Raw genomic sequence first — 24,139 nt, forward strand, 5'->3', positions numbered from 1 at the left:
ACGTTATATACAAACGTATTGATTTTTTAACCATTTGTTTCATTTTGTTCCGTTATTATTAAAGTTTTCTTTACGTTTTTAATTTCTGGATTATTAGCTTTTATTTCTATTTCTCTATCTCTCACATAATTATGTAATTCTATGGAAAATTGCTCACTATCATCCACATTATTTGTTCTCTCAGTTTTTTTTGCGTCATCCGCATCAGTTGATGGGTCATTTCGCATAACTAATATACACCCATATGACCATATTCTTGCATTTACTCCACGATGCATTAATATTCCAGCTCTTCCTGGTACATTAAACACCCTTAAAGATTTATTTATAAATCTTTCTTTGTTAGAATAAGTGGTTAAATCAAATTTATAATTACCTTTTTGTATTCTATGGCAATTTCCATTACTTTTTCTTTCTACTGTGCAACCTGTTTGACATTCCTCATTAGTACCTTTTGGCAACTCCAATGTATAACCTGAGAAAGCACCATTATCAACATCTACAATACCAACCGTTCGATTATTGTTATATTTTAACCTTCTCACTTCTATAATTATTTCGTTACTTTCAATTACTTCCGTATTATTATAAAATAAGTGAGGAAATAGATATTCTTCGAACTTTTCAGAATCCTCTTTTGGTACTATAAATGAATAAATTGATGGAAGCTCTTCATTCATTTCCTCATTTACAACATCATAATTGCCGAACTTATAAATAAAATTAAAATCATTATATTCTTCTTTTTTGTAAATATCACTACCAAATACAACTTGATTAGATTCAACATTATTTACAAATGTTAATTCAGAAATTATTTGATCATTTGTTAATTTAAAATCATAAAATATACCACATTCAACTTGTTCACCAGACCAATTTATTTCAACTAGATCAGGTTTTTCATTATTTACTGTTCGAATATCATCTAACAAATTAGTTACAAATGGAGTGCAGAAATCGCCCATCTCCCCCTCCTCATCATCCTCAAACCACCCAATCATACTTTCAGGATCATGCACCAAATCCCATTGGTATTTGTAAAGGTCGGTGCCATCAGGGCGGTAGTCCATAAGATTGTCGGTGCTGTTTTTAGAGGCTATAAAGCCTTCCTCGCTGAAGGTGTGTCTTAATCGGAAGGCTCCATGAGCCAACTCATGGGCTATTGTTTTGGTGAAGTTATCTGCATTGTCCTTGAAGATGTAGCCAAACTGTCTTTTGAAGGGCATGATGCCCGCTTTATCAGAATAGTCGCCTTCTAGTACAAACAGGTAATAGGCATCCTTGTCAAAATTATCTTTACTGCGCTTAAACTCTCTGTTGAACTGACGCATGTTCTTCGGAAAGCTTGCGAAGATGCCGCTTTCTCCTTCATCTAATGTTTCCAATATATCTGCTGGAACCTCATATGGTTCTTTCTCTTGGCTCACCTCCCATTCTGTTACTGCTGGGCCATAAATACTGTTGAGTTCCTCCTGTAATAATGAGGCATTAGGTATCTGGGCACTGTTGATCGGTACTAACACTATATTTTTTCTGATCAGCTCATATTGCTTTACTTTCAGCTTTCCGACTGTTATGCTTACTTCTTCCGTTTCACCCTCTTCATTGGTGCTTTCCTGCAGCACATATGCTGTGATTTCTTCCTCCTCTGTAGTTGTCTGGATAGTGACGGTCTTTTCTGTTGGAGACTCGGAAGGATTAGTGGCTAAATTTGAGGATAGGTTTCTAAAGCCTATCATGTCTGGAAATTCATCCTTGCCAATTATTTCTGCTGTAATGGGATCAGTTGACCCCATTTTGATGGATTTCCAAGGAATGCTATAATTCTCCCCATTGATCTGCATTTGCTCATATCTCGATGAAAGGGCCTCATGCTGTTTAAAATCAAATCCGTATTGCTGATTTTCATTTTCTTTAAATTGCACCATGAAATCAATGGGCGTATCGTCTGTTATGGTATCAGGATTAGATTGATGCGGCCCACTCACTTCCCCATTATCATTCACCACATAAACATTCCCCTTATCATCCTCTATCACGATGTTACCATCCTGGTTTTCATCTGCAGTTTCGGAATCAATTTCGGTGGTGTTGCCCTCTGTATCGGTCACGGTAATAGTGCCTTCCTCTTCGTCATATTCTACATCCGCTATTTCTCCATCTATGTCAATATCCGTCTCGGGTAAATCACCTATATCTTCTTTTTCACCATTGTTGTCCTCTCCATTTCCGAATTCCTCGCTGAGCTCTTCTCCTACAACATCTACATCCAAAATAAAGGGGCCATTGGGATTGAGGGTGCTTTCCACATTCCCGCCTATCAATTGTTTGTCGGTGTTGACTTTTATGTTGTTCAGCATGGCCTCCACTCTGGCTGAATTGAAAAGCGGTACTTCTATCATGCCCATGCCTGTATAAGTATCACCTGTTTTGATTACTTCCGTCAGTATGACGGTGAAGCCCGCTGCTGTAATTCGATCTCCTGGGTTTAATTGCTCAATAGGCTCCCTGTTTTCTATTGTTGGGAGATCGGATTCTGCCCCGCATTCAAAATCATTTAATTCTTGCTCGGGGGTGGAAAGAGTAAGGGTGCTTTCTGCCGTTCCTTCAATGGCGCCACAGCTGGGGATTACCCTGATCTGGTATTCGGTAATGGCTTGAAGGTCATAGATTACCTTGGTCTCTATATTGGTTCCATAGCTGATCCATTTTTCTTCTCCTGTCTCCCTGATCTGAGCTATGTAGCGGTTGTGGTTCCAGCCGCCTTCCCAGTTGATGCGGATGCGGTCTGTGCCTAAGGCTTCTGCCCCCAGGTTGGTGATGGGTAAGCATTCATCTCCATATTTAAACCATCTCACTTCGCTCTTGCCCTGGTTCTTGAAAAGGTCTCTTCCATTAAGATTAATTGCTTGTACCTGCCAGGCATAGCTCCTGCCGGGGATCAGCAAAGCATCGTTCAGTCCATAGAAATAACTGGTGGTCATCACAGTTCTTTCTAAAAGGGGCGGGGTGGTTCTCACCACTTCATTGGGGTTTCGTCCTTCTGGCCATATTTCCCAAAGCCTGAAAATATATTCGGTTTCAAAAGCGCTATTGGGTGAGGAAGTATGTCTGGGAGTCCATTGGAATTGTACTTGCTGCGGGTCTTGAATTCTGAGCTTTTCTTCAAAAGGTAAGTTCAATAAGGGTGGATCATTCAGCACCAGCCATGCCATGGAAGTCCCTGTATTGCTGACTTTGTTATTTCTATTATAATCCAATACTTCAATCTTAAACTCATAAAAGCCCTCCGGCAGTTTTTGGGTGGAAGCCAGTTTGTTGCGGTTGATCCCGCTGACTTCCATATTTTGGATATTGAGGTAGTTGCTTAAATCCGTTTCATCTACTTTATAAGGGAGTCCAGGTTCCAATCTGATGGGGCCGGGGCTGTAACCTTGACGAGTTCTTAACCTTATACCTGCTCCTTCAATGGTAATTCTTAATTTAGCTTGGTAACTGGTCTGGGTGAAATCTTTTAACAATAATTGAATGTTCCATTTATTTTGGTTGGCATCGCTATAATCCGAAAGGTAAAGGCTGTAGGGTGGTATCAGGTTGGAGGTGACCTGCACAGGGTCGGCTGAGTTTTGTGTATATGCAGGGAAAGATAAAAGAAAGCAAATGAGTAAGCTGGCAATTTGCTTCGAAATGTAGTTAAAGCACGCGCTGGAAGCTCGCGCTAGCTCTAGCATTTTTGCAGTAGAACTAACTATTTGCGCTAGTATTCGGGAAGGGTATGGTTTTGGTTGAAGTTTAATGTCTGGGGATGTTTTGGTTCGTTTTTATAGTTATTTTAAATCCAAAAGTATGGATTTTGGGGCGAATTCAAAAAATATAATATAATTTTTTTAGTATTGTATTGAAATTAAGCAACAGAGAAGTTTAAACTTAGGATCACGAGCTGGAAGCTCGCGTTAGCTATGGGATTAGATGTGGGAAGAAAAAAGTCTAGATTCCAGGATGTGGAAACTGGTGCCTAGAATCTAGACTCATTCATAATTAAAAAATTCGAAATTTTAAATTCTTTTTAATTAGTAACGGCAAATTTCATCATTTTGTGTTCCCCTTTTTGATTGGTTAGGATTAGATTATACATGCCTGTTTTCAATGTGGATGTATTCAGCTCATAAAAACTTTCACCTCTTCTTAATCTAAATTCTTTTATGATTTTTCCGGTTATGTCAATCACTTTAGCTTTAGCTTCCTGCTGAAGTGGGATATCCCAGCGGATATTTAAGTTATCATGCGCTGGATTTGGATAAAGCCTTATATCTAGATCACTTAATTCCTTTTCAATAGCCGTTACATTTGAAAATGTAAGCTCTGGGAAGCCATCTAAATAAGCAGACTGAAGGATTTGACCAGTTTCCGTATTCTGCAAGAATGCCACTATGGCCAAAGCATTTTCATCAGATGGACGACTCGCTTTGAAATTAACAGTCTGTTGTCCGCTAGAGCCCGAAACTTCAATACCGCTATTGCCAGGCAATAGTTTGCGTAAAACGTTATAATAAGTCACAGTAGGATCGGTGCCTTGAGCTCCATCACTGATCTCTTTTTGAAGTATTGCGACATATAAATTGACATTTTCACCTAACTCCTCATTTGATTGAAAGTTAACATCTATTCCTAATTCATTTTCATTTACCAGAGATACATCCAATTCAATCCTTGAGATACTACTACTAAATAATCTAGCACGACTTAAATCATTAGCGCCTACTTCAGTGAATTCATTTCTGATTTCACCATCTATAGCAAACTGATCTGCAAACTCATAGGCATCATAATAATATACTCTGGAAAGCATGGAAGATGATTGTTGCTGATACAAAGGATCGTTTTCGTTTACTCTGTAGTTAATCCAAGCAAAATTACCTTTTTCAGTAAACTCGGTGTTGATTGCTTCCATTTCTATAGCATCCTCAGATCTTGTGTAATCTCCAAAATACTCAATTAATACATTTCTATTCAGACTTTCAATTTTGAAATTATCAAAGGCTGCTCCATCTCCATTCCCAAAATTATTTTCACTTGAGGTTGATTTAAACTGGAACCTAAATATCAAACTGTCTCGGTCCTCTATTTCCTCTAAGGTATGTTTAGCGTTTACAGATTCAATGCTTTCTGCATTACTTTCAAAAGACCATCCAAAACCGAAAGGGTTATTATTATTCGTTCCTGGCAAAGCCTCAATAGCCGTAGCATTATACCACTCCAAGCCAGAGGAAACATTATCTGAAATATTACCTAAAACTTGCCAGGTCTTTTCAGGGTCTTCAATTGTTTTCCCATCAGTAGAATATTCCAAAATAAGACCGTCTTCATCTTCCGCCATATTAATCCAAAGATCAAAACTCACAACAGGGCGCTCTATATTACTAATATCCATGGAAGGAGAATACACATAAGAAACAATATCTGATTCATATGAACCTTCAGCATTGGTAATCCAAACCGGCTTGTTAGATTCAAAAGTGGAAGCGCCAGTCGGGATAGCAAAATCCCAAAGCCTTTTATCAGCATCAGCTCCATTTCTTTTAAAACCACTGCTCACCCAACCTTCTGTTGAATTTTCAAACTCAAAATTATATTCATTAGCTAGATCCGCTTCTGGTAAAATGATGATTTCCTTTGTTACATCAGCAGAGCAACTATTTACGGTAGAAACATTAAAATTGACGCTATAACGCCCTGCTCCGTAGCTATTGAAATCTACTGCCACAGTTGAATCGTTTAATTGAGTGATAGCATTCTTATCTACTTCTATTTCATCACCAATTTTGGTAATAGTCCACTCGGCTGTTGCCAGATTAGTTTGATTAGGCAGGCCTTTGAAAATGATATCTTCATCACCGAAAGTTGACTTGTTCCATTCAAAACCCGGATTATCTATTCTTCTGTAAGTCACTTTAGTTGGTAAACTCACACAAGAAGGGTCTTCTTCCCCTTTACTATCCACATTCAATCTGAATACATAAAAGATTCGTGTATTTCCAGCGGCAAAGAAATCTGCATCAGGAACGAAAGTATCACCAGTAGCAATAACTGCATCTGGATCGGTTGTAAAGTCATCACTCGTTAACCATATTAGTTCTTCATCAGGTTTACCACCATTATATTCAACCCTGGCAGTATCAATAACACCGTCAACAACACATAAATCTTGTGATTCTAAAACAGGTTGAGAGGGTTGTCTCCATACTACGAAATTATATATTCTAGAATTGACGCAGGAATTCTGATTTGTTAAAGTATACTCTACAAAGATTTCAATCGAATCTTGATTATTATCAGTAAGGTATTGATCCAATGGTTTAAGATTCATTTCAAAGCCCTCGATACTATTGCCTAACATAAGAGTATCTGATAATTCTTCATTAAGTAGATTGAAAGAATAATTGTCACCATTATTGCCAATTGGCTCAAACTCTAGATTTTCATCATAAGAACATAGATTAGCTTCAATATCATCAATCTCTAATACAGGTAATGGGTTTACGGTTACAATTTGTTCACCCACATTTGCTACATTATTGGCAGCGTTATTCGGATCCTCAATAGAATAGGTGATAGATATTAAACTAGGATTTTCTGTATCTGGATTATTTTCGTAAGCAGTAGCAGGATCAAAAATTACTCGTAAAACAGAAATGGTATCCGTTCCTACAATTACATCGGTATAGCCTAATTCTGTGATGCCCGGACCATCAATGGCACTTACTATAAATCCATCGGGAACAATGGCATTATCAACACTGATAGTGTCGGCTTCATCTAATTGACAATATTGTTCTGCTAATGCAGGGAAAATTCTTTCGGCATCAAAGACATTAAATGCTATCGTATCTGTAGAAGAACAGCCAAATTCATTAGTAAAAGTAAAAAAGACTTCATGTATATCTTCTTCATCCGTAATATCTGTTACGCCTAACTGGCTACTATCTAAGAAATAATCACCATTGCTGTTTTGAATTACACCACGCCCGGTAAACTGACCATTATCCGCAGTGGCCTCAACTAAGTTCCCTTCTACTCCGCCTTCTCCTTTAAGAGAAATTAATTCTGCACTATTAGATATAGTGGTAGTTGAATTATATTTAATATTAGCTATTGGCAATGGCTTTAACGTAATGAAAAATGTATCTGGTTTGCTAATACAGCCAGTGTTTGGATTAAATTCTTGAACGACTAAGGTGTCTGTAGTTTCCGATTCTACACTTCTGAAATTAACAAATACTAAATTACTATTGACAGAACCATCAAATTCATTTTCTTCTCCCGTAAACTTCCATTCAAATGTGTTTCCAGGGCTAGAAGGATTCATTCTAAATCTAACTTCCTGCTCGCTTGCGCACACAATTTCAGGACCAGTTGATTTTGTTGGATCTGGCTTGTCATTTATTCTAATATTTACTTCTCTTGGGTCTGATAAAGGTCCGCAGCCAACACCTGATAGGAGAACGGGTAAAGCCTCAACAGTTGAGCGGCCTTCTTGTACTTCCTGAGGACTTGCTTTATAAATAGGATTAAGTGCATTTGAAGTCAATGAATAAGTAGCTTGATTTTCATCATCTTTAAAGCCCCAACTGCCATCATGGTTTACTGCCTCATTAAATTCATCTACTCTAGTCCATTCAATTCCCAAAATATCTGATGCTGAACCTCCTGAAACTGCGCTATTTAATGTTGTAACTGCATATTGGACACCGTTTTCATCCTCCTCCAAACAAACTGAGACATTTTTATCGGTATTTACTGAAATGGATTCTACAAATCGAAGGATTACAAAATCATTAGTTCCAACACAAGGGTTTAAGCCTCCGGGATCATCTGAAGTTAGTTCTAGCGTAATTTCACCTTTAATACCATCAGCAAAGCTTGCATAATATTTAACCGTATCGGGTCGATCCGTTTGAACAGATTTTAGAGAAAAATCAGGTGAAAACCCACCTCCATTTGAGCTTGGTCCATCATCTATAGTCCATGTTCCTTGCTGAACATCTCCTGTAATGCTTGGGCTAGTAGTCACCAAAGTTTGATCAGAAAAATCGACTATGCTCGTATTGGCACCACAAAGCTCAATAATTCCATAATCATTCTCTTGAGATTCAAATCCACCCGCGTCAACTCTAGATCGGATAAATTTCAAAATTTCTACATCAGCACCTAAATCAGGTGCACTACAAGTATTAAGATCATCATCTTCATCCGTCAAAGACAAAATGGTGACATTGTTACTTGCAGGATTAGGAGGAACAACTGAAAAGGTTTGATTTTCTTCATAAGCCGTAATGGTGATTGGAGTTTCAGAGTTGACTTGATAAACAAGTGTATAAACTCCAGAACCTCCTACAATATCTACCGTAAATTCCACTTCATTTTCATTACCTAAATCATCAATATCGCATATTTCCGAATTAGATGGATTCACCAAAGTTAGCTGAGCGCTGCTTGGCCCAACCTTAATTGGGTCAACGGAAGTAGTACTTGCATCTTCAGTATTTCCGGCTTGTCCATTTTGTTTATCCAAGGTAATTGTTCCTGGTTCAGTTCCAGCAGGTACGGTAAACTCTATGTTTTCATCATCTATTATGGTGAAAGTAGAGATTGTAAAAGGCGTAGTTCCGTTGATGTTCGTTCTAATTCTACTAACTCCCGTAAAGTATTGACCTTGGATTGTAAAAACTTCCCCTACGCAGGCTCCAATAGAAAAATCATCTATTCTGGCAGGCCCAAAAGTGGTAAATGACCAAATATTATCGGCTGTAAACCCTGCAAATTCATTTCCAGCACGGTCTACTAAAGCTCCTGGATCAAATACGATATAGTATTCTGTGGAGTCTTCTAACAGATTTTCAAAAGAATCAAATTCTAAAGTATTGCTAGTGTTATTTGTAAAAGCAGTTCCTGCATCTAATACCGATATAACCGTGGTGGTTTGTTTATCAATTATTGAGATATTAGCAGTTTCTTGACCAGAAACAGGCTCGTTCATCTCAATAGTAAAATTCAAAGATTGAGAAACATTAAACTCTCCATTTGTAGGATTGAAAGGATTATTTGCTAATTCAGGGTCTTCGGTATCGATTGTAATACTAGTGTTCCCACTTAAAGAACTAGCACTTGCAGTCGCTGGTAAATCTAAATTAGCAGCAATCCCTACTGCATCCACAATTGTTCCTCCATTAAGGTTTAGGCTATTTATATCTGCATAATTTAAATCGGAAACATCTACAATAGCACCACCATCAGATGCCTCAACTGTATAATTAAAAGTAAGAATTGTAGAATTGGAGCCGCTTGCATATTCGGCATTGGACCCAGAATTTAAAGCCAGTAATGGTGTACCCGTAACCTCTACATCCTCATTAAACTCTATAGTTATTTCGATTTGTTCACCCGTTGAGAAAAATCCTTGATCTGGAGTTGCTGTCACATTTACAATATCTGCAGGATTTGTATCCACTTGAATAGCTGCATTATCTTGAAGTCGTTTAGGGTCAACTGGTAATACAATTTCAGCATCATTGTTTGCTAAATCTCGAATAGTGCCGCTATTCATATCAAAAGCATCCACATCCAAACCGAGTGTGTTTTCACCAGAATTAACGCCTTCAACAGTATATTTGAAATTTACTATATTTCCTGCAACGCTTTGAAATTGTGCTTGTCCGCCAGAGTTTAAATCTAATAATGGTGTTCCACTGACGTCTACATCTTCATCGAAAACCAGTTGGATATTGATTTCATCACCTGGGCCATATAATTTGTTATCACTTGTGGATACAATTTCAAGTAGCCTTGGTTTTTGAGTATCAATAGAAAAATCTCCAGATTGTTCGGTAACGGCAATATTTCCTACGATATCGGTTCCACCAGCAACTTCTATAATTACATTCTGGGTTTCTTCTTCTGTTAAATCATGTGTAAAAGTAGCCTCATATTCTGTTGCTGAATTCCATCCACTTGAAACTAAGTCTAAGTTTGCAGTACCATTCACATTAAAATTAACTATTGAGTTTTGGTCCATAGCCTCATTATAGGTGGCCGTAAGTACCAATTGATCATCTAAGCGAGAAACTTCAGCAATATTAAAGCTTATATCTATAGCTGTTGGATTTTCTGTGTCGATAGTGAATAAATCAGTTTCTGTGTAATCGCTTAATACATTTCCTGATTTATCTTCAGCATTTTTAATCAAAACATCTATATTTTCTATTAACTCATTTGCATCTGTTAAATCGAAATAGAAAGTATAAAAAGTATTATCTAAAGACCATCCTGAGTTGCCATTAGGGCCAGTTAAACTATTGGTAGGATTTTCTGCAGGATTAGGAAAGGAGATAATTGGAATAATGGAATTATCCATTATCTCATTAAAAGTAACCTTGATTTCAAGCGCATCAGTTCCGTCATCCGAATCCGACAAAACCACAGGGGTAGCGGTAATTTGACTTACTTCAGGCTTGGTAACATCCTTAAAACCATAGGTTTGGGAGAAATTAGCTGCATTTTTATTCGGTGAATTACTTAATCCAATATCTGAAATATCCAATCCTAAAGTTAAATCAGGCGTGTCAAATTCATTTACACTATTCTCTACATCTAAAACAAGAAAGTAATTATAAGTTCCTGAAGTTAGGCTCTCAGATAAACCCGTAAAAGAAATGGTATTGGCCACATTATCGACTGTTGGTGAAGAGGCAATTACACCATCTGTACCATCATAAGTATTATCATTTGAGCCTACTAATTGAATATTACTGACCTTATTTGTTAAATCAATATTAGTAGAAAATTCAATAGAATTAAATTGAGTAGATCCTAGAACATCAATTGCAAAACCTAATACTGCTTGATCAGTCGTGCTACTTTCTAGTGTTCCATTATTTAAGCCAGCAGTAAGTTCTGTTAAATCTATAGTTGGATTCACCGTTACAGAGATAGAAGAAACGTCAAAAAGATTGCTTCCATCCGTTATGGTTAAAGTGCCATCACCACTACCTTGGTAATTAAAGTTAGCAGGGAATTCGAATTCTCCATTAGTAAAACTTGGTGTTGCAGGTAAATTATTCATTGGAATATTATCTGCATTTGAAATGGTGAAATTACCATAGTTAAGATCTAAATTACCATTAATATCCTTTGCTTGTACAACTGCTTGTGGTGTTACATCTACACCAGCATTTACTGGATCAGGAGGATCTGTTGTAAATTCAAATTGGGTTGCTTGCACAACAATTTTATTATTGCCGTTTCCGGAAGAAATAGTTGTAGAAGCCGCATCAAACGTACTCGAATTATCTTCAACCAGAACATCAGCAGGAGCTAACTCAAATACCAGATTTTTATTATCAATCTCAGCTGCACTGATCACTTCATTTAACCTGACTTGAAGTTGAAATCTGACAGTTGTGCCCTCCTCTAAAAATCCAATTTCAGTATTATCATCATTTTGATTGCTTGGAATATCAACTGTAATATTATCATTATTTACCGTTACATCATTTGTTTGTGTGATGTTATTAGTCACATTAACCAATCTAGCCTCAGCAATAACATCGCTCCAGGCTATATTTAAACCTCCAAAGTAGTCTCCAGCGGCTCTTGAAAAAGTAAAATACTCAAGTTTAGTATCCACTCCATCATTACCTACTTCATTACCTCCTTCAACAGCATCAAAATCTAAAACCGTAATAAAGTTTCCACCTGTATTGTCATTATCTACTGAGCTTATAGTTGCCGCTCCTCCGTTAAAGTTCAGGGTATTATTAGATGCTACTCCATCCGTTGTTGCAGTAGTTGTTCCTGGAGAGGCAGGGGTTACATAGCAATTGCCAGATGAGTTATAAGCAAACACAGCAAAATAATATGATGTATTTATATTTAAGCCTGAAACCATAACGGAATTACCAGTTCCATTATATACAGCATTATTTCCTCCTCCTTGCACTTGAACAGCTTCAGTATAATCACTGTCCACACCTGTTTCATAAGGAGTACCTATTACCGGCTCAAAATTCACTGGACTTTCTTCTCTCACCACCACCAAATATTTATCAGCACCTGAAACAGAGGTCCAGCTTACCTCAATTGTAAGAGGGTTTATATCTGCTGCATTAATTGGGTTAAAAGAAGATTGGGCATCCGGAGGAGCACAATCAGTTGTAGCCAAAACGGTTTCTCCATTAGTATTATAGCAAAAACCATTAGGATTGTATTCGTATATATCAAATGCATAATCCGTAAGAGCATCCAGATTTGTAACTGTAACACTGGACCCACTACCGGAATAAACTACATAATTACCCGTTCCAGTTTGGGCTGTACCTCCTCCATCTTCAAAACTTGAATTTACATCGTAATTAGTATTAAGAGATGGAACTTCAGCTGCTGTCAACTCCAGCCTTGCTACCACCAATACGTCTACCGCCCCTGAACTTTTAGTCCATTCCACATCAAGTTGATTGGAGGAAATATTGATGGCTTGCTCTCCGCCTACTGAAGTGGTTGCAGGATCACAGCTCGTCTGTTGTGTTATGATTTCCTTGGAGCTATAACATTCTCCATTATCATTATATAAATAAACATCAAAAGTATAATCTTCATAATCACTTAGATTAGTCACATTTACGCCAGTACCTGTATTATTGTAGACCACATAATTTCCAGTGGTTCCAATTTGTTCAGAAGAGTAATTACTATTGGCATTATATATTTGATCATCAACTAATGTAGCTGCTATTTCACCTGTAATACGAGCTACAACTAGAACATTTAAGCTATCTGGATCATCCCAAGTGAGTTGAATACTATTTGAAGTTACGGTTCCTATTTGCAGATTGCTTACAGTTTCTGTAGGCGTAATACAGGATGTTAAAAATGTACCCTCTTCTGGAGCAGTTTGCGTAAAATAGTTTATCGTAGAAGGATCAGCAGCCTCTGCATAAGGGATTACATAATAATAATATGTTCTATCTGCCTGCAATCCTGTTAAGGTAGCTTGACTATTGGTGACAAATTTTGAACCGACATTTCCGGAGAAATTAAGATTGTCTGGAGTTGTTCCATCTATCACATTGTCTAATTCCGTAGTAATTGCATTTTGGTCCTGAGTGTAGATTACTACATAACCAGTAGCGTCCGTTACATCATTCCAATCGAGATCAACAGAATTAGCCGCTATATTATTTTCAGTGCCTAAAGTGGTTATGCCGGCAGGTGGGGCGGACAACGTCCAATATGTTCGAACTGGGGCTCCACTTTTTAGAAAATGAAATGTTTCATCATCATTTCCATTAGTATTATAAATAGGTAGTATAAATGTATATTCAACTCCAGGGCTTAATCCAGCGGTACCAATTACAGTTTTAGTATCGTCTGGTTCAAATACTAAATTAGCTCCAGCAATCTGTGTCTCAGGTCTATCACCATTTTTTAAATCGGTTAAATCTTGTGGTGTAGTACCTTCTTTATAATATAATAAAAACCCACCATTATCAGGAAAAGTATAACTATCAAAAGTAAGGTAAATGCTGTCAGTGAATCTATTAACCCCTAACTCTAGGTTATTTACATGCGATGATGGTTGTGTTGATAATGTCCAAAAAGTAGATTCTGCAGTCGATTGAGTTGAAGCAGGTGAGGTGGTACTAGCCGTAAACTTATAAAAATATTGTTCACCAGGAGTTAAACTGGTAAGTCCTTCACTTACTTCACGACTTATATTTACAGCAGTTTCTGAGCCTGAAACAGTTGTATTATATGGCCCCCCTGCTGTAGTTCCATAATCAAAAGAATAATTCACGTCCGCTGAAGCATCAGTATTAATTTCAGCATTAAGTGTAATGGACACGTCTAATGTATCAGTAGGGTCAATTAAATTTACACTACTCACCTCTTGTGCTGAAAGCTTTTCAGTTGTACAGATAAATAAGACTGTAAATAATATCAGTAAAAATTTCTTCATATTATAATTTCCTTTCAACCTCTAATTCACTAATTCGCCAAACTTATTGGTTTTAATCAATAGCAAAGTATTTTCTATTCCTATAACAGTAGATCCAATGGAATAAATTTTATCATTGACCATCACTGCATCGTGCAATTCTTCATCAGCATCACTCCCAAAAGACTTTGAAAACCCTTCTGCTCCACCTGGTGTTCTTCTTGACAAATAGAAATCTAATTGATCACTAGAGCCTTCCTCAGAAATTTCAGTTGAACCCGCTATTAAATATCCATTTTCAATTTTCTTAACTCCATTTAATTGATTTTCTCCATCTCCTCCAAAAATGAAAGGGGCAATACCGGAATATGCCCTGTAGAAAAATAACATCCTTTGTCCTTCACTATCTAGCTCCCCTAATATAATAATTTGACCATCGTCCGTCTCGATTAATTTTTTTGATACTACATCTCCAGCACCATCAAAACTTAAATCATCAGTATTTTCAATCTGATGCATCTCTCTATTATTACTTCTAACTAATACAGAATTTCCTGCATTATAAGCCCAAATCAAACCACCACTTGCATCTTCTAAAATAGGAGTAGCGGGCAAGGCTCTTGCTTTATTACTTCTATAAGTTTGGTCGATTGATAGATCGGAAGTATTCATTTCACCAAATAATGTAAACTCATCAACACCATTTGTCCATTCTGATCCACCAAAAAATATTTTAGAATTGGCTTCATCATAAGACAAGCCTGTCAATTGATAATTTTCAAGATTAGAGCTGTAATACTGACTATTTACAGAGTCGAGTTGTGCGTTTACTTCTAAGAAAAATAAACTATCATTTGATCCCACAGTACCTCCAATTAAAATTCTGTCATTGTCCATAAGCACAACATCTTTGGCATTCCAATTTTGATCAGAGTTTTCAGGATAATATTTATCACTACCGCTAATGACCTCCCCACTTAAATTCACCCTTAAGATCCGTACTTTGTTTGAGAGATTTTCCCCTTTCACTATTGTACTATTGGACACTATCAATAAACCTCCTTTAAATTCTTGTATAGATAATGGAGCATCAGTACCCTTTCCCTTAATAATTTTTATATAAGAATTTTGGGGAGCAGGTGCTAGCCCTTCTTCAGTATTACAAGCACTAAATGCAATTATTAATAAAGAAAATATGGTTACTATTAAATATTTCATTTTATTAATTCCGGATTAAAACGTGGGAAACGTAAACCTACTCTCAGTATCAGAGCATGACCCTTATATTGATTTTCAGCATAAACAGCATCTTTCAATATCCAATTGAGTTCTGCCCGATCAACATTCATATTTACTTCATCTATAAATCTATATTGATATAGGGCTTCTACAGTCACAAAGTTTCTTCCTAACCTTTTGAAATTGGCTCTTAAGCCTAAAATACCGCTTACATTAAGTTGGTTTCTATAAACCATCATGTCTATATTATTGATTTCACTGCCTGGGCCTCCTCGTACACTTAATCTGGAAGAAAGTAGGTAGTGAAAAGAAGGGCCTCCAGTGGCTTCCAATAAAAAGTTCTGTGCCATTGGTAATTTATAATTCACTAACAATGGAACTTCTACCCATTGCTGGATTTCACTTATACTTTGAATACCGGTTGAATTTCCTTCTGCGCTCTCGGTGTTTCTGTTTAGTACCGTGTTTCTAAAATTATAATGCGTTTCAAGATTAGCTGAAAACTCTTCATTAATAGGATATTGGAAAAATAAACCAACTGAAAACCCAATAGGAGGCTCATAGCTACCACTGTCTGCTAAATTATAAATAGGTTTATATTCGGTAATTTCTATTAAGTTAAAGGCAGACCCTAATTTAAACCCGTAGAAAAACTTAGGATCCGTATCATATCTTTCCGATAAAATAATGAGTTCGGTTGGGTCAGAGTCTAAATTTACTTCATATTCAGGCTCTATCTTCAATAATCTCAAATAAGAGGCTTCCGCTTTTTCTTGATCTTCATTAAATAAATAAGAAAGGGTAACTAATCTTAAAGCTTCTACTTTTTCTTCATCAGAAAAACCATTGTCAATACATTTTAATAATAACTTTGGCAAATCATTTAATTTCCCAGCATCATAAAAATTTCTGGCTTCTCTTAAATTTTGAACACAGGAAGTTTGTGCATTACTAATGAATGGGAATAAAACTACCAAGGAGATAGAAAACAATATAATTTTAATTAGCCGCATCAGAGAGTTTTTCTAAATTTTCACAGGTTTTTTCATAAGGCAAATCTTGTCCAACATAAGTGGCCCATTCTGTGGTGGTCATATTGCGATCCAATTCATCACAAAGTTGATTTCCCATTAAGTCAATAGAATAAGGCCATACATGCACCATTCCATCTTCAGAAACTGAGAAAATCCATTCATTATTCACACTGAAATCTGTTGACCATACCCAATCGCCATGATCAGATAATACAATGGGGGCTTGTGTGATTTCAGACAGATTCCAAACTCTTACTGTTTTATCTTTACCAGCTGATAGCATAGCAGCCCCATTTTCACTTATCTTCAATTCGTCTATCCCACCAATGTGTCCTGTTAAAGAATTTGAATTTGAAAAGTCATAGTCGGAGAATAATCTAACTCCTCCATTTACATCACCTATAGTTAAGAAATGATATTTTGAGGTAATTGCTGAAATAGATTGGCCATTTTGATACATAATGGTATCATTTTCCCCGCTTTTATCTATACGATATAAATCCCCATTATCAGCAGCCAACCAAATATAAGGCTTGGTTTTATCTACTGCGAAATCATTAATTTTAACATTTGATTTGTACAGATTTTGGCTTTTACCATTCTCCATGGTTTTGATTGATTTCCCAGCTTCATCCAATATCCAAAGCTTACCATCAGCGAAATACATTTTAACGAATGCACCTTTTACACCTTTAATAATTTCTGGACTTCTAGAATTTGTATTAAGATCATATTTCTCTATGATGGACTCACCGTTTTCTGTGATGAATTGCCCAGCAGCATAAATATGGTTTTGATCTTGATCAAAGATCATGGATTTCACTACTCTTCTATTTCTTAATGGTGCTATAGTATCTGCTTGCCAATGATTTTGAACTTTATTCCATTTCAAAATACTACCCTGAGATCCTGCAGTAAAAAACTCTTCATCACTTGTTCCGCCTAGTACTACTTTAGCTGATTTTTCATGCCCCTCTATTTTTTTAACTAAGGGATGATTAAATTCTTTAAGTGCATAATACAATCCATCATAAATTTCTGGATCATAATTATAATTACTGTTTCGCTCGTCAAATTCATAAGCTTGTTGAGCCAAGAGTCCTTGCAATTGCGGATCATTCAGCTGGGTTGATTTTACTGCCATGGCATTGGCAATTGCTAAATACCGCAATTGGTCTGCCTTATCTTTTTCTTGCTGAGCCACCTCTTTTTGAGCCAAAGCCTCTTTTTCCGCTTCACGAGCCGCAATTGCAGAAGCACTTGCTTTACCCTCCGCTTCCTCTGCTTCAACTCTTCTTTGCGCTGCCAATTCTGCCGCTCTAGTTGCTCTTATCTTCTCTTGTTCTGCTAATTCAGCATTCTTAACCGCTTTTTCTTGTGCTGCAATTGCTAGTTTCTCTTGAGTAGTTGCTCTTTCTTTTTCCCTTTCAGCAATTTTAGTCTGTTCCTCAGCTTCCAGTTTTTGTTCGTGTGCTATTTTAGCTTGTTCTTTTGCCACAGTTTGCTGATAAAATGCGTACACTAAAAAAAGAATTGAAACTACTGCAGCCGATGCCATAATTAAAGCTGTAACCCTTGCAGTTCTCAACCTTCTTTTTTGCTGTAGTTCTTTCGCTCTCTGTTCTATTTCATATTCCTCAGCTGAATGTTCCAGAAAAGAAATGGTCCTTTCATAAGCTGGGTGATAGCGCTGCCCCCAAATCAAAGTTGGGTTATGCTTTTCTTTCCAATTCATTGCCAATTGCAAATCTGGCGGCCTCCACAAACTGGTTTTGCCTTGTTGAAACATATCCGCAGCTTCAGCCAATCTTTTATACATGGTTACCGCATCTGCTTCATCATTCACCCAGTTTTTCAAGCGGTTCCAAATTCTCATTATACTTTCATGAGAAATATCAATAATGGATTGACTATGCAATGGAACACCATATTGAGGTGTTAATAAAGACCTTCCCGGATCACGGAACTTCTCTATTACTTGAATAATTTTTTCTTCAGAAGTATTCGCAATTGCGGCAATTTCATTGAGTTTAGTCGGCCTTCTGATTCCATAGCTACCGCCACCTCTTTTTTCAGTGATAGCTTTAAAAAGAAACTCACAAATTCTTTGTTGTTCATCATCCAGCTCTTCAAAGGCCTCATTCGCATGCATGGAAAGGGCTTCAGACATAGTGCCGATAGCTTCATAATGTTTTATATCAAGCGACTCATCATCATAATCTCTAAAATGGCTCCAATAATCCCATGTACGCATTAAAGCATGTTGCAAAATGGGTAATTGATCAGGATTATCGCCTAAGTCATTTAAAAGTTGCTGGGTTAACCTTGGAGCAATTTGAGCATTTCCTACCGCCACTGGTCCTGTAATAGCTCTCCTTTTTTGTTCCCTTGTCATTTGAGGGATCAAATATTGGCTATCATTGATTTGCCTAGTTAATTCTGGAAACTGAGAACATTCTCCAATGAAGTCTGATCTCATCGTAATAGCCACATAAATAGGTACATCCGCATGATTGATGGCTTCCATTAATAAGTTAATAAAAGCTAAGGTCTCATTAACTGATTGTAGGTTAGAAGAATCCTTAAATCGGAATAATTCCTCAAATTGATCGACTAATATTAAATAATTCTTTTCTTTATCTCCTTTGAACTGCATGATGGTTTCCACCAGCCCAACAGAGGAGCTTCTTAAAAGTGAGGAAATTATGGTTTTTTTGATTTGTTTGTCTTCTTCTGACAATTCCTTATCTACCAAATCTGTTTTGAGAAGTGCTTGAGCTAAATTATCAATTGGCGCTGCCCCAGGACGAGTCACTACCACTTCCCATTCTGTTGATCTGCCTGTTAAAAAACCACCGTATAAAATGGGTAATACACCACAATATATAAATGAAGATTTACCACTTCCTGAAGGACCAATAACACCAACAAATCGGTGTTTGGATAATTTTAATAATACCTCATCACTTTGACCTTCTCTGCCAAAAAATAAATGGCTTTCTTCAATCTTGAATGGACGCAAACCTGGGAAAGGATTGTTTTTCTTTCCGTATTTCGACTGTGGTTTTTCTAATATGGTAGTCTTTTCCTCCTTCATTTTAGCTTTCTGCTACTATTTCTAGCTGCGTTTTTTCAAATGCAACTTTAATTTCCTTTATAAATTTATTCATCTTTTTCGAATCTTCACTACTATCTACCTCAACTTCATACCGGTTAACATATTCATTCTCAGCACCTTTTGCCTTTTTCGACTTGAACATTCGGCCTAAAATGGGCTTTGATCTTCCAAAGCCAGGCGCCTTTAATAAATCCAACAATTTCATGTAAACCCATTGATGATTGACATTTTCCTGGAATACAATAGCAGCATCCATTTGTTTTAGCGCATCGATATGTTTATTTCTCAATGCCATTAAATCTCCCTTATTATCCAAGGTTAAGATTTTCACTTGCTGATCATCAATATTAGAAATGAGTTTTTCGGCTTCTTTTTGATCTGACTCATCATAAATTAAATATATGATTGGTAATTTTTGATCTTCTTGAGGATAAGTATCTCTTAACTTTTTATTGAGTCCGCTATCTAGCAGTTCTTCCCATAAGGTGTTTTTAAAATCCTCTAGAGAAGTTTGTAAAACCTCTGCTCCGAGAGAAGCTTTAGCATCTCTTTTTATATTATGAATAAATGACTTTTGTTTTTCGCTAGCAAATTTCAAGGATGGGCTAATCCAAATTAGGCGACTAAAACCTTGTGGATTCTTTTCGTAATGATCAGAGGCTAATCCGTTTTGAAGATCCATCACAGATGAGTCCGAACCATGAGGAATTGAGCCATAAGAAGCTCCAACCATATGAATAGAAAACTGGCATTTTTTTAAATCCTCCACTATAGATTTTTTCATTCCTGAAAAATCATGAGGTAATAATCCTTTAGGATAAACCTCATATCCATGTCGACTTAATTCTCTTTTAATTATGTTCCTAGCTCCTGCTAAATCTTGTCCAGTATCAGCTAAATATACTGACCTTCTATTATGAACTAAATCTCCTTTATCATCTTGATTGCTCATTTTCAAAACAGTTTCATAAATATCAAAACATAAATCCACCATTTTCATCCAATATCCTTTTTCAGCTTCTTTACTGAAAAAGTCTGAGAGTTCTTGTTCGTGGTTTTCATAATCCAAATAAAAAATATAGGCTCTAAGAGGTCTGAGCTTTTCGGGGATATCCACAAAATCTAATGGGGATTTAAATACTGGGAATATCCTATCGTGGATTTTTTCATTATTGCCATTAAGAAATAAACCTTCCAGCCTATCTAAACTGACTCCTGACAATATAAAATTTGGTGATAAAATAGGAATATAGAGGCCGTCTTTGAGTGTAGAGTTTTCCAAAGAATCTGACAACAAATTAATTTTAAATTGCCTATTCATGGTTTGCTTGAGCATCATGTTTAGGAACTTCTCAAAATAACTAACCCACCCTTTATTTTGCATGATAGGTTTATTATCATCCTCAGCGTATAAAATATTTATATTCAGTTTTTCACTCATACTAATGATTGATAATGTTGGGTTATGGCCGTAAAAATTTGATTTGTAAACTCTTGACTTCTAGACATCAGTGTATAGAAATTATTAATATTCAATTGAAAAATAACTGAATCAGATTCAGCTGTAATTTTATTTGCTTTCAGATGTTTTTCAGGAACAAATAACTCTCCATAGACATCATTTTCTTCCAAAATTATATCTGCTTCATATTTCGTTTCCAATTTGAATTTTCCTTCCGCTATTACATAAATTGCGTTATTTTCAGGATCCGTTAAATCCAATGATTCACCTTTTTTCATTCGAATCACATGCGTATTATCAGCCAAATCACATAGTTGAGCCCCGTTGATGTGTGAGAACACTTTGATTTGTTTAAGAAACATTACAATTTCAACTAAAAGAAAATACCCGTCATTTAATCCATCTTCTAATTGATTATGTGCAATGGTATCAATCAGATCCTCTTGGTCTTCTTGTACAACACGCTCAATTACCTGTTCAAATTTATTTGGAGACCTATGATAAATCAGCCATGCCGCAACTTGTTGCAACAACTTATCATCGTTAAAAATGTGGGCTATAACAGCAAAATCAGGTTCATATTCTTTTTGAAAGGCTAGATTGTAAAGTGCGCAAGCCTTTATCCATCTTGATAATTGATTAAAATCTCTATTTAAAATATTGTTTAGAAGTCGCAATGGCTCAAATTTTTCTCTTGGGTAAAAATGTTCCAAGGCTTTTATTTTCTCAGTTACTGAAATATCATCCACTAAAGGAAATAGCTTAGATTTTAATTCAGAATTAATGAACATGTCGAGCAACTCAATACCATAAGCAATACCTTCTGAGGTTTCAGAAAGTATGTTTTCCTTCACCAGCGAAACTGATTCGGTATCATAAATTAAGGACAGTAATAAGAAAATTTGTTCGTAATTATGACCTATTTCTTCTTTAAAGGCTTGCCGTAAAACATTATATCGATCTTCTTTGGGTAATTCGGTTAGAGCAGCCATGTTCCAAACGGTCTTACCAATTTCATCTTCAATTAATGTGATAATTATTTGGGCTTGGTTTCCTTCAGCATTGAAATCTTCATAACCAAAACCATTCAGCATTTCATATACTATTCTTTTGTCTGGAAAATCAATTTTCTTTAAAAGCAGCTTTTCCGCTTCTTCTCCTCCAATTTTACCCATTATCCTTACAACAGCCATTTTAATTTTGTCTGATTGACCAGATTTATGAAAAGCTGACTCTAGGTGATGTAACACATCTTCTCCTGCAGCAACCAATGCAGCAGCAGCGGCATGTCCAAATTTTTCTGAATCCAACATATCAATCAGCACATTCCATGTTTCATGGCGCTTCAAAATTCTGGAAGTTTCTATCGCTTCCATCCGAACTTTTAGATTGGCATCTTTTAATAAATCTAAAAGCAAAAATATGTTTTTAGCATCGGCATGTTGCCTGAAAATTCTTGCTGTATAAAGCCTTTTATCCGGTTCTAAAGACCTGGCCCAAGTGCTCAATTGCTCAAAAGTGACAGGAGTTACATCTCTAGACTGACTTTCCTTTAAGGCCTTTTCTGCCAATTTTCTTAAAGTTAAATCTGAGCCTTCTGAAGAAGCCTGATTTCTTTCCCCTATATATTCCTGCATTTTAGGAGAAATATCACCTTTAAATTTTTCTTTAAAAGATGAAAACTCTTCCGGTTCGAGTTTTTCCATTAACTTTAAACTATATAGGCGTTTATATTCTTCTTTACTATTAACCTGCTTTTGTAACAATCGGCTAATAGAATTTTCATTTTCATCAACCTTATTTTTTTCCTTATTTCTTACTAATGTCCCTTGAAGTGTTGATCGGTAGCCTTTATGCAATTTCTGTGTTACTAAATACCAAATTAATAATAAAGGGATTACAGCAATGGAAATGGTAAGTAGGTTGAAAACCTCTACATTATTAAGCAAAATAATGATAGCACCGGCAATCATACCAGCAAATGCATTCACTAAGCCCTGAATTTTTACTTGAATATCAAATCGATTTTCTACATCTAAGGGTAAGAAATAGAGTTTAAATGCGGGTTCATCTAATGCATCCTTTAATGAAGTAACAAATAACTTACTTACCGCAATGATAACAAAGAAGAAAATGAAAGTAGGATCATCTGGCGTGAAACCAAAACCTGCACCAACTAAACAAGCGGCACCCACCATGATCAATATTAAAATTGGATTGATCAATAATGAAACTTTCAATCCATATAATGCAATAATTTTATCCGTTGCAAAAGTTTGGAAAAGGAAGCTGAAAATAATGATAGTACCATTAAAATAAGCAAGAAAAGTAGCCAAATTACTTTCATTAAATTGAGCCGAGGCTACACTAAAGAATGAATAATCAATAAAGGTTACGGCTACAACACTTACTAAAACAAATGCTACCATCAACAGCATATATTTGTCCGTAAGTACTTTTTGATAAGGCACAAATTTATTTTTACCTGCTTTAATCAGAAATTCTTTTGAGCTATTCATGAGCCATAGGAATGATAAAAACATTCCACCTAAGCTAATCACACTCATGGTAATTAAATCCTTTTCTGCAAAATCAGGTCTGTTTAATAGATAGGGTATAATGATCAATAACGCTAAAATTGATGCTGTTAATTGTCCTGTATCAATTCCACCAATAATTCTTTTTGATTGTCTCAAATCAAACAAACGACCAAAAGCACCCCAGAAAATTAAAAGTATTAAATAAGTAAAAGGAAGTACGAAGGTAAAAGTGATGAAATATAAAGGTGAAACATCAGGAAGGTATGAATAGGCTATTTCAACACTGATTAATAGTAAGAAAATGACAAGTAGTGTATAACCTGCTAATCGAACAAAACTGGTTTTTGATTGAAAATAATTGAATAGGTATGTAGCAACTACTCCAATTAAACCAGAAACAACAATCGCCAAAGGCAAATCCGTTTCTTCATTAAAATTATTCAAAAACAGAGACTCTGCTCCAACTGATAGGCCAGACACAAAAAAGCCCATAAAGAAACCCATAAGGAGTAATAAAAATACTCTCTTGGATTCCGGCTCTTCTGCATTTAAAATGTTGAGGACCAGCTTCTTCAATTGAACTTAATTTTCTTAGTTTAACATCTAAATTAAGTCAAATATTCATATTGTAATATATTTTCTGTAAAAAAGTACTTTTTATTTCGATGAGCGGTAAATTTGGGAGGATGGTTTTCAATAAGTGTTGTAACACCTATCCATTCTTGAGTAAGATTTGCTGACCAAAATCACAAT

At 36.1% G+C, this 24,139-nt stretch carries 7 protein-coding genes; all 7 read right to left on the reverse strand.

The window, feature by feature from the left end; all coding sequences use genetic code 11:
* Positions 1-26: 26 nt before the first annotated feature.
* The 7 genes from QYS49_RS02670 to QYS49_RS02700 all read right to left on the reverse strand — a co-directional run bounded on the left by QYS49_RS02670 (position 27) and on the right by QYS49_RS02700 (position 23,962).
* Positions 27-3,734, reverse strand: coding sequence for a fibronectin type III domain-containing protein (locus tag QYS49_RS02670; RefSeq protein ID WP_308350093.1), 3,708 nt, complete (start codon positions 3,732-3,734; stop codon positions 27-29).
* 335 nt (positions 3,735-4,069) lie between these two features.
* Positions 4,070-14,014 (reverse strand): T9SS type A sorting domain-containing protein, encoded by a 9,945-nt coding sequence (locus QYS49_RS02675; protein WP_308350094.1) that lies wholly within the window; start codon positions 14,012-14,014, stop codon positions 4,070-4,072.
* Positions 14,015-14,035: 21 nt separating this feature from the next.
* Entirely contained in the window at positions 14,036-15,211 is a 1,176-nt protein-coding gene (locus QYS49_RS02680) for a hypothetical protein (protein ID WP_308350095.1), read from the reverse strand.
* On the reverse strand, positions 15,208-16,245 hold the full coding sequence (locus tag QYS49_RS02685; RefSeq protein ID WP_308350096.1) for an outer membrane beta-barrel protein: 1,038 nt from the start codon (positions 16,243-16,245) through the stop codon (positions 15,208-15,210). The genes QYS49_RS02680 and QYS49_RS02685 overlap by 4 nt, the downstream gene beginning before the upstream one ends.
* Positions 16,232-19,363 carry an nSTAND1 domain-containing NTPase gene (locus QYS49_RS02690; protein ID WP_308350097.1) on the reverse strand — a complete coding sequence of 1,044 codons (3,132 nt, stop codon included), beginning with the start codon at positions 19,361-19,363 and terminating at the stop codon, positions 16,232-16,234. Before QYS49_RS02690 ends, QYS49_RS02685 begins: the two co-directional genes overlap by 14 nt.
* A gap of 1 nt (position 19,364) precedes the next feature.
* Positions 19,365-20,825, reverse strand: coding sequence for a DUF4062 domain-containing protein (locus tag QYS49_RS02695; protein ID WP_308350098.1), 1,461 nt, complete (start codon positions 20,823-20,825; stop codon positions 19,365-19,367).
* The gene (locus tag QYS49_RS02700) at positions 20,822-23,962 is read right to left on the reverse strand and encodes a hypothetical protein (protein WP_308350099.1); all 3,141 of its coding nucleotides are present in this window, start codon (positions 23,960-23,962) and stop codon (positions 20,822-20,824) included. The genes QYS49_RS02695 and QYS49_RS02700 overlap by 4 nt, the downstream gene beginning before the upstream one ends.
* Positions 23,963-24,139: the final 177 nt, after the last annotated feature.

It is taken from the genome of Marivirga salinae (assembly GCF_030503855.1).
Classification (GTDB): Bacteria; Bacteroidota; Bacteroidia; order Cytophagales; family Cyclobacteriaceae; genus Marivirga; species Marivirga salinarum.

Coding starts and splice junctions, on each gene's coding strand:
- QYS49_RS02670 (WP_308350093.1), bottom strand. CDS start 3,734: ATGCTAGAGCTAGCGCGAGCTTCCAGCGCGTGCTTTAACTACATTTCG.
- QYS49_RS02675 (WP_308350094.1), bottom strand. CDS start 14,014: ATGAAGAAATTTTTACTGATATTATTTACAGTCTTATTTATCTGTACA.
- QYS49_RS02680 (WP_308350095.1), bottom strand. CDS start 15,211: ATGAAATATTTAATAGTAACCATATTTTCTTTATTAATAATTGCATTT.
- QYS49_RS02685 (WP_308350096.1), bottom strand. CDS start 16,245: ATGCGGCTAATTAAAATTATATTGTTTTCTATCTCCTTGGTAGTTTTA.
- QYS49_RS02690 (WP_308350097.1), bottom strand. CDS start 19,363: ATGAAGGAGGAAAAGACTACCATATTAGAAAAACCACAGTCGAAATAC.
- QYS49_RS02695 (WP_308350098.1), bottom strand. CDS start 20,825: ATGAGTGAAAAACTGAATATAAATATTTTATACGCTGAGGATGATAAT.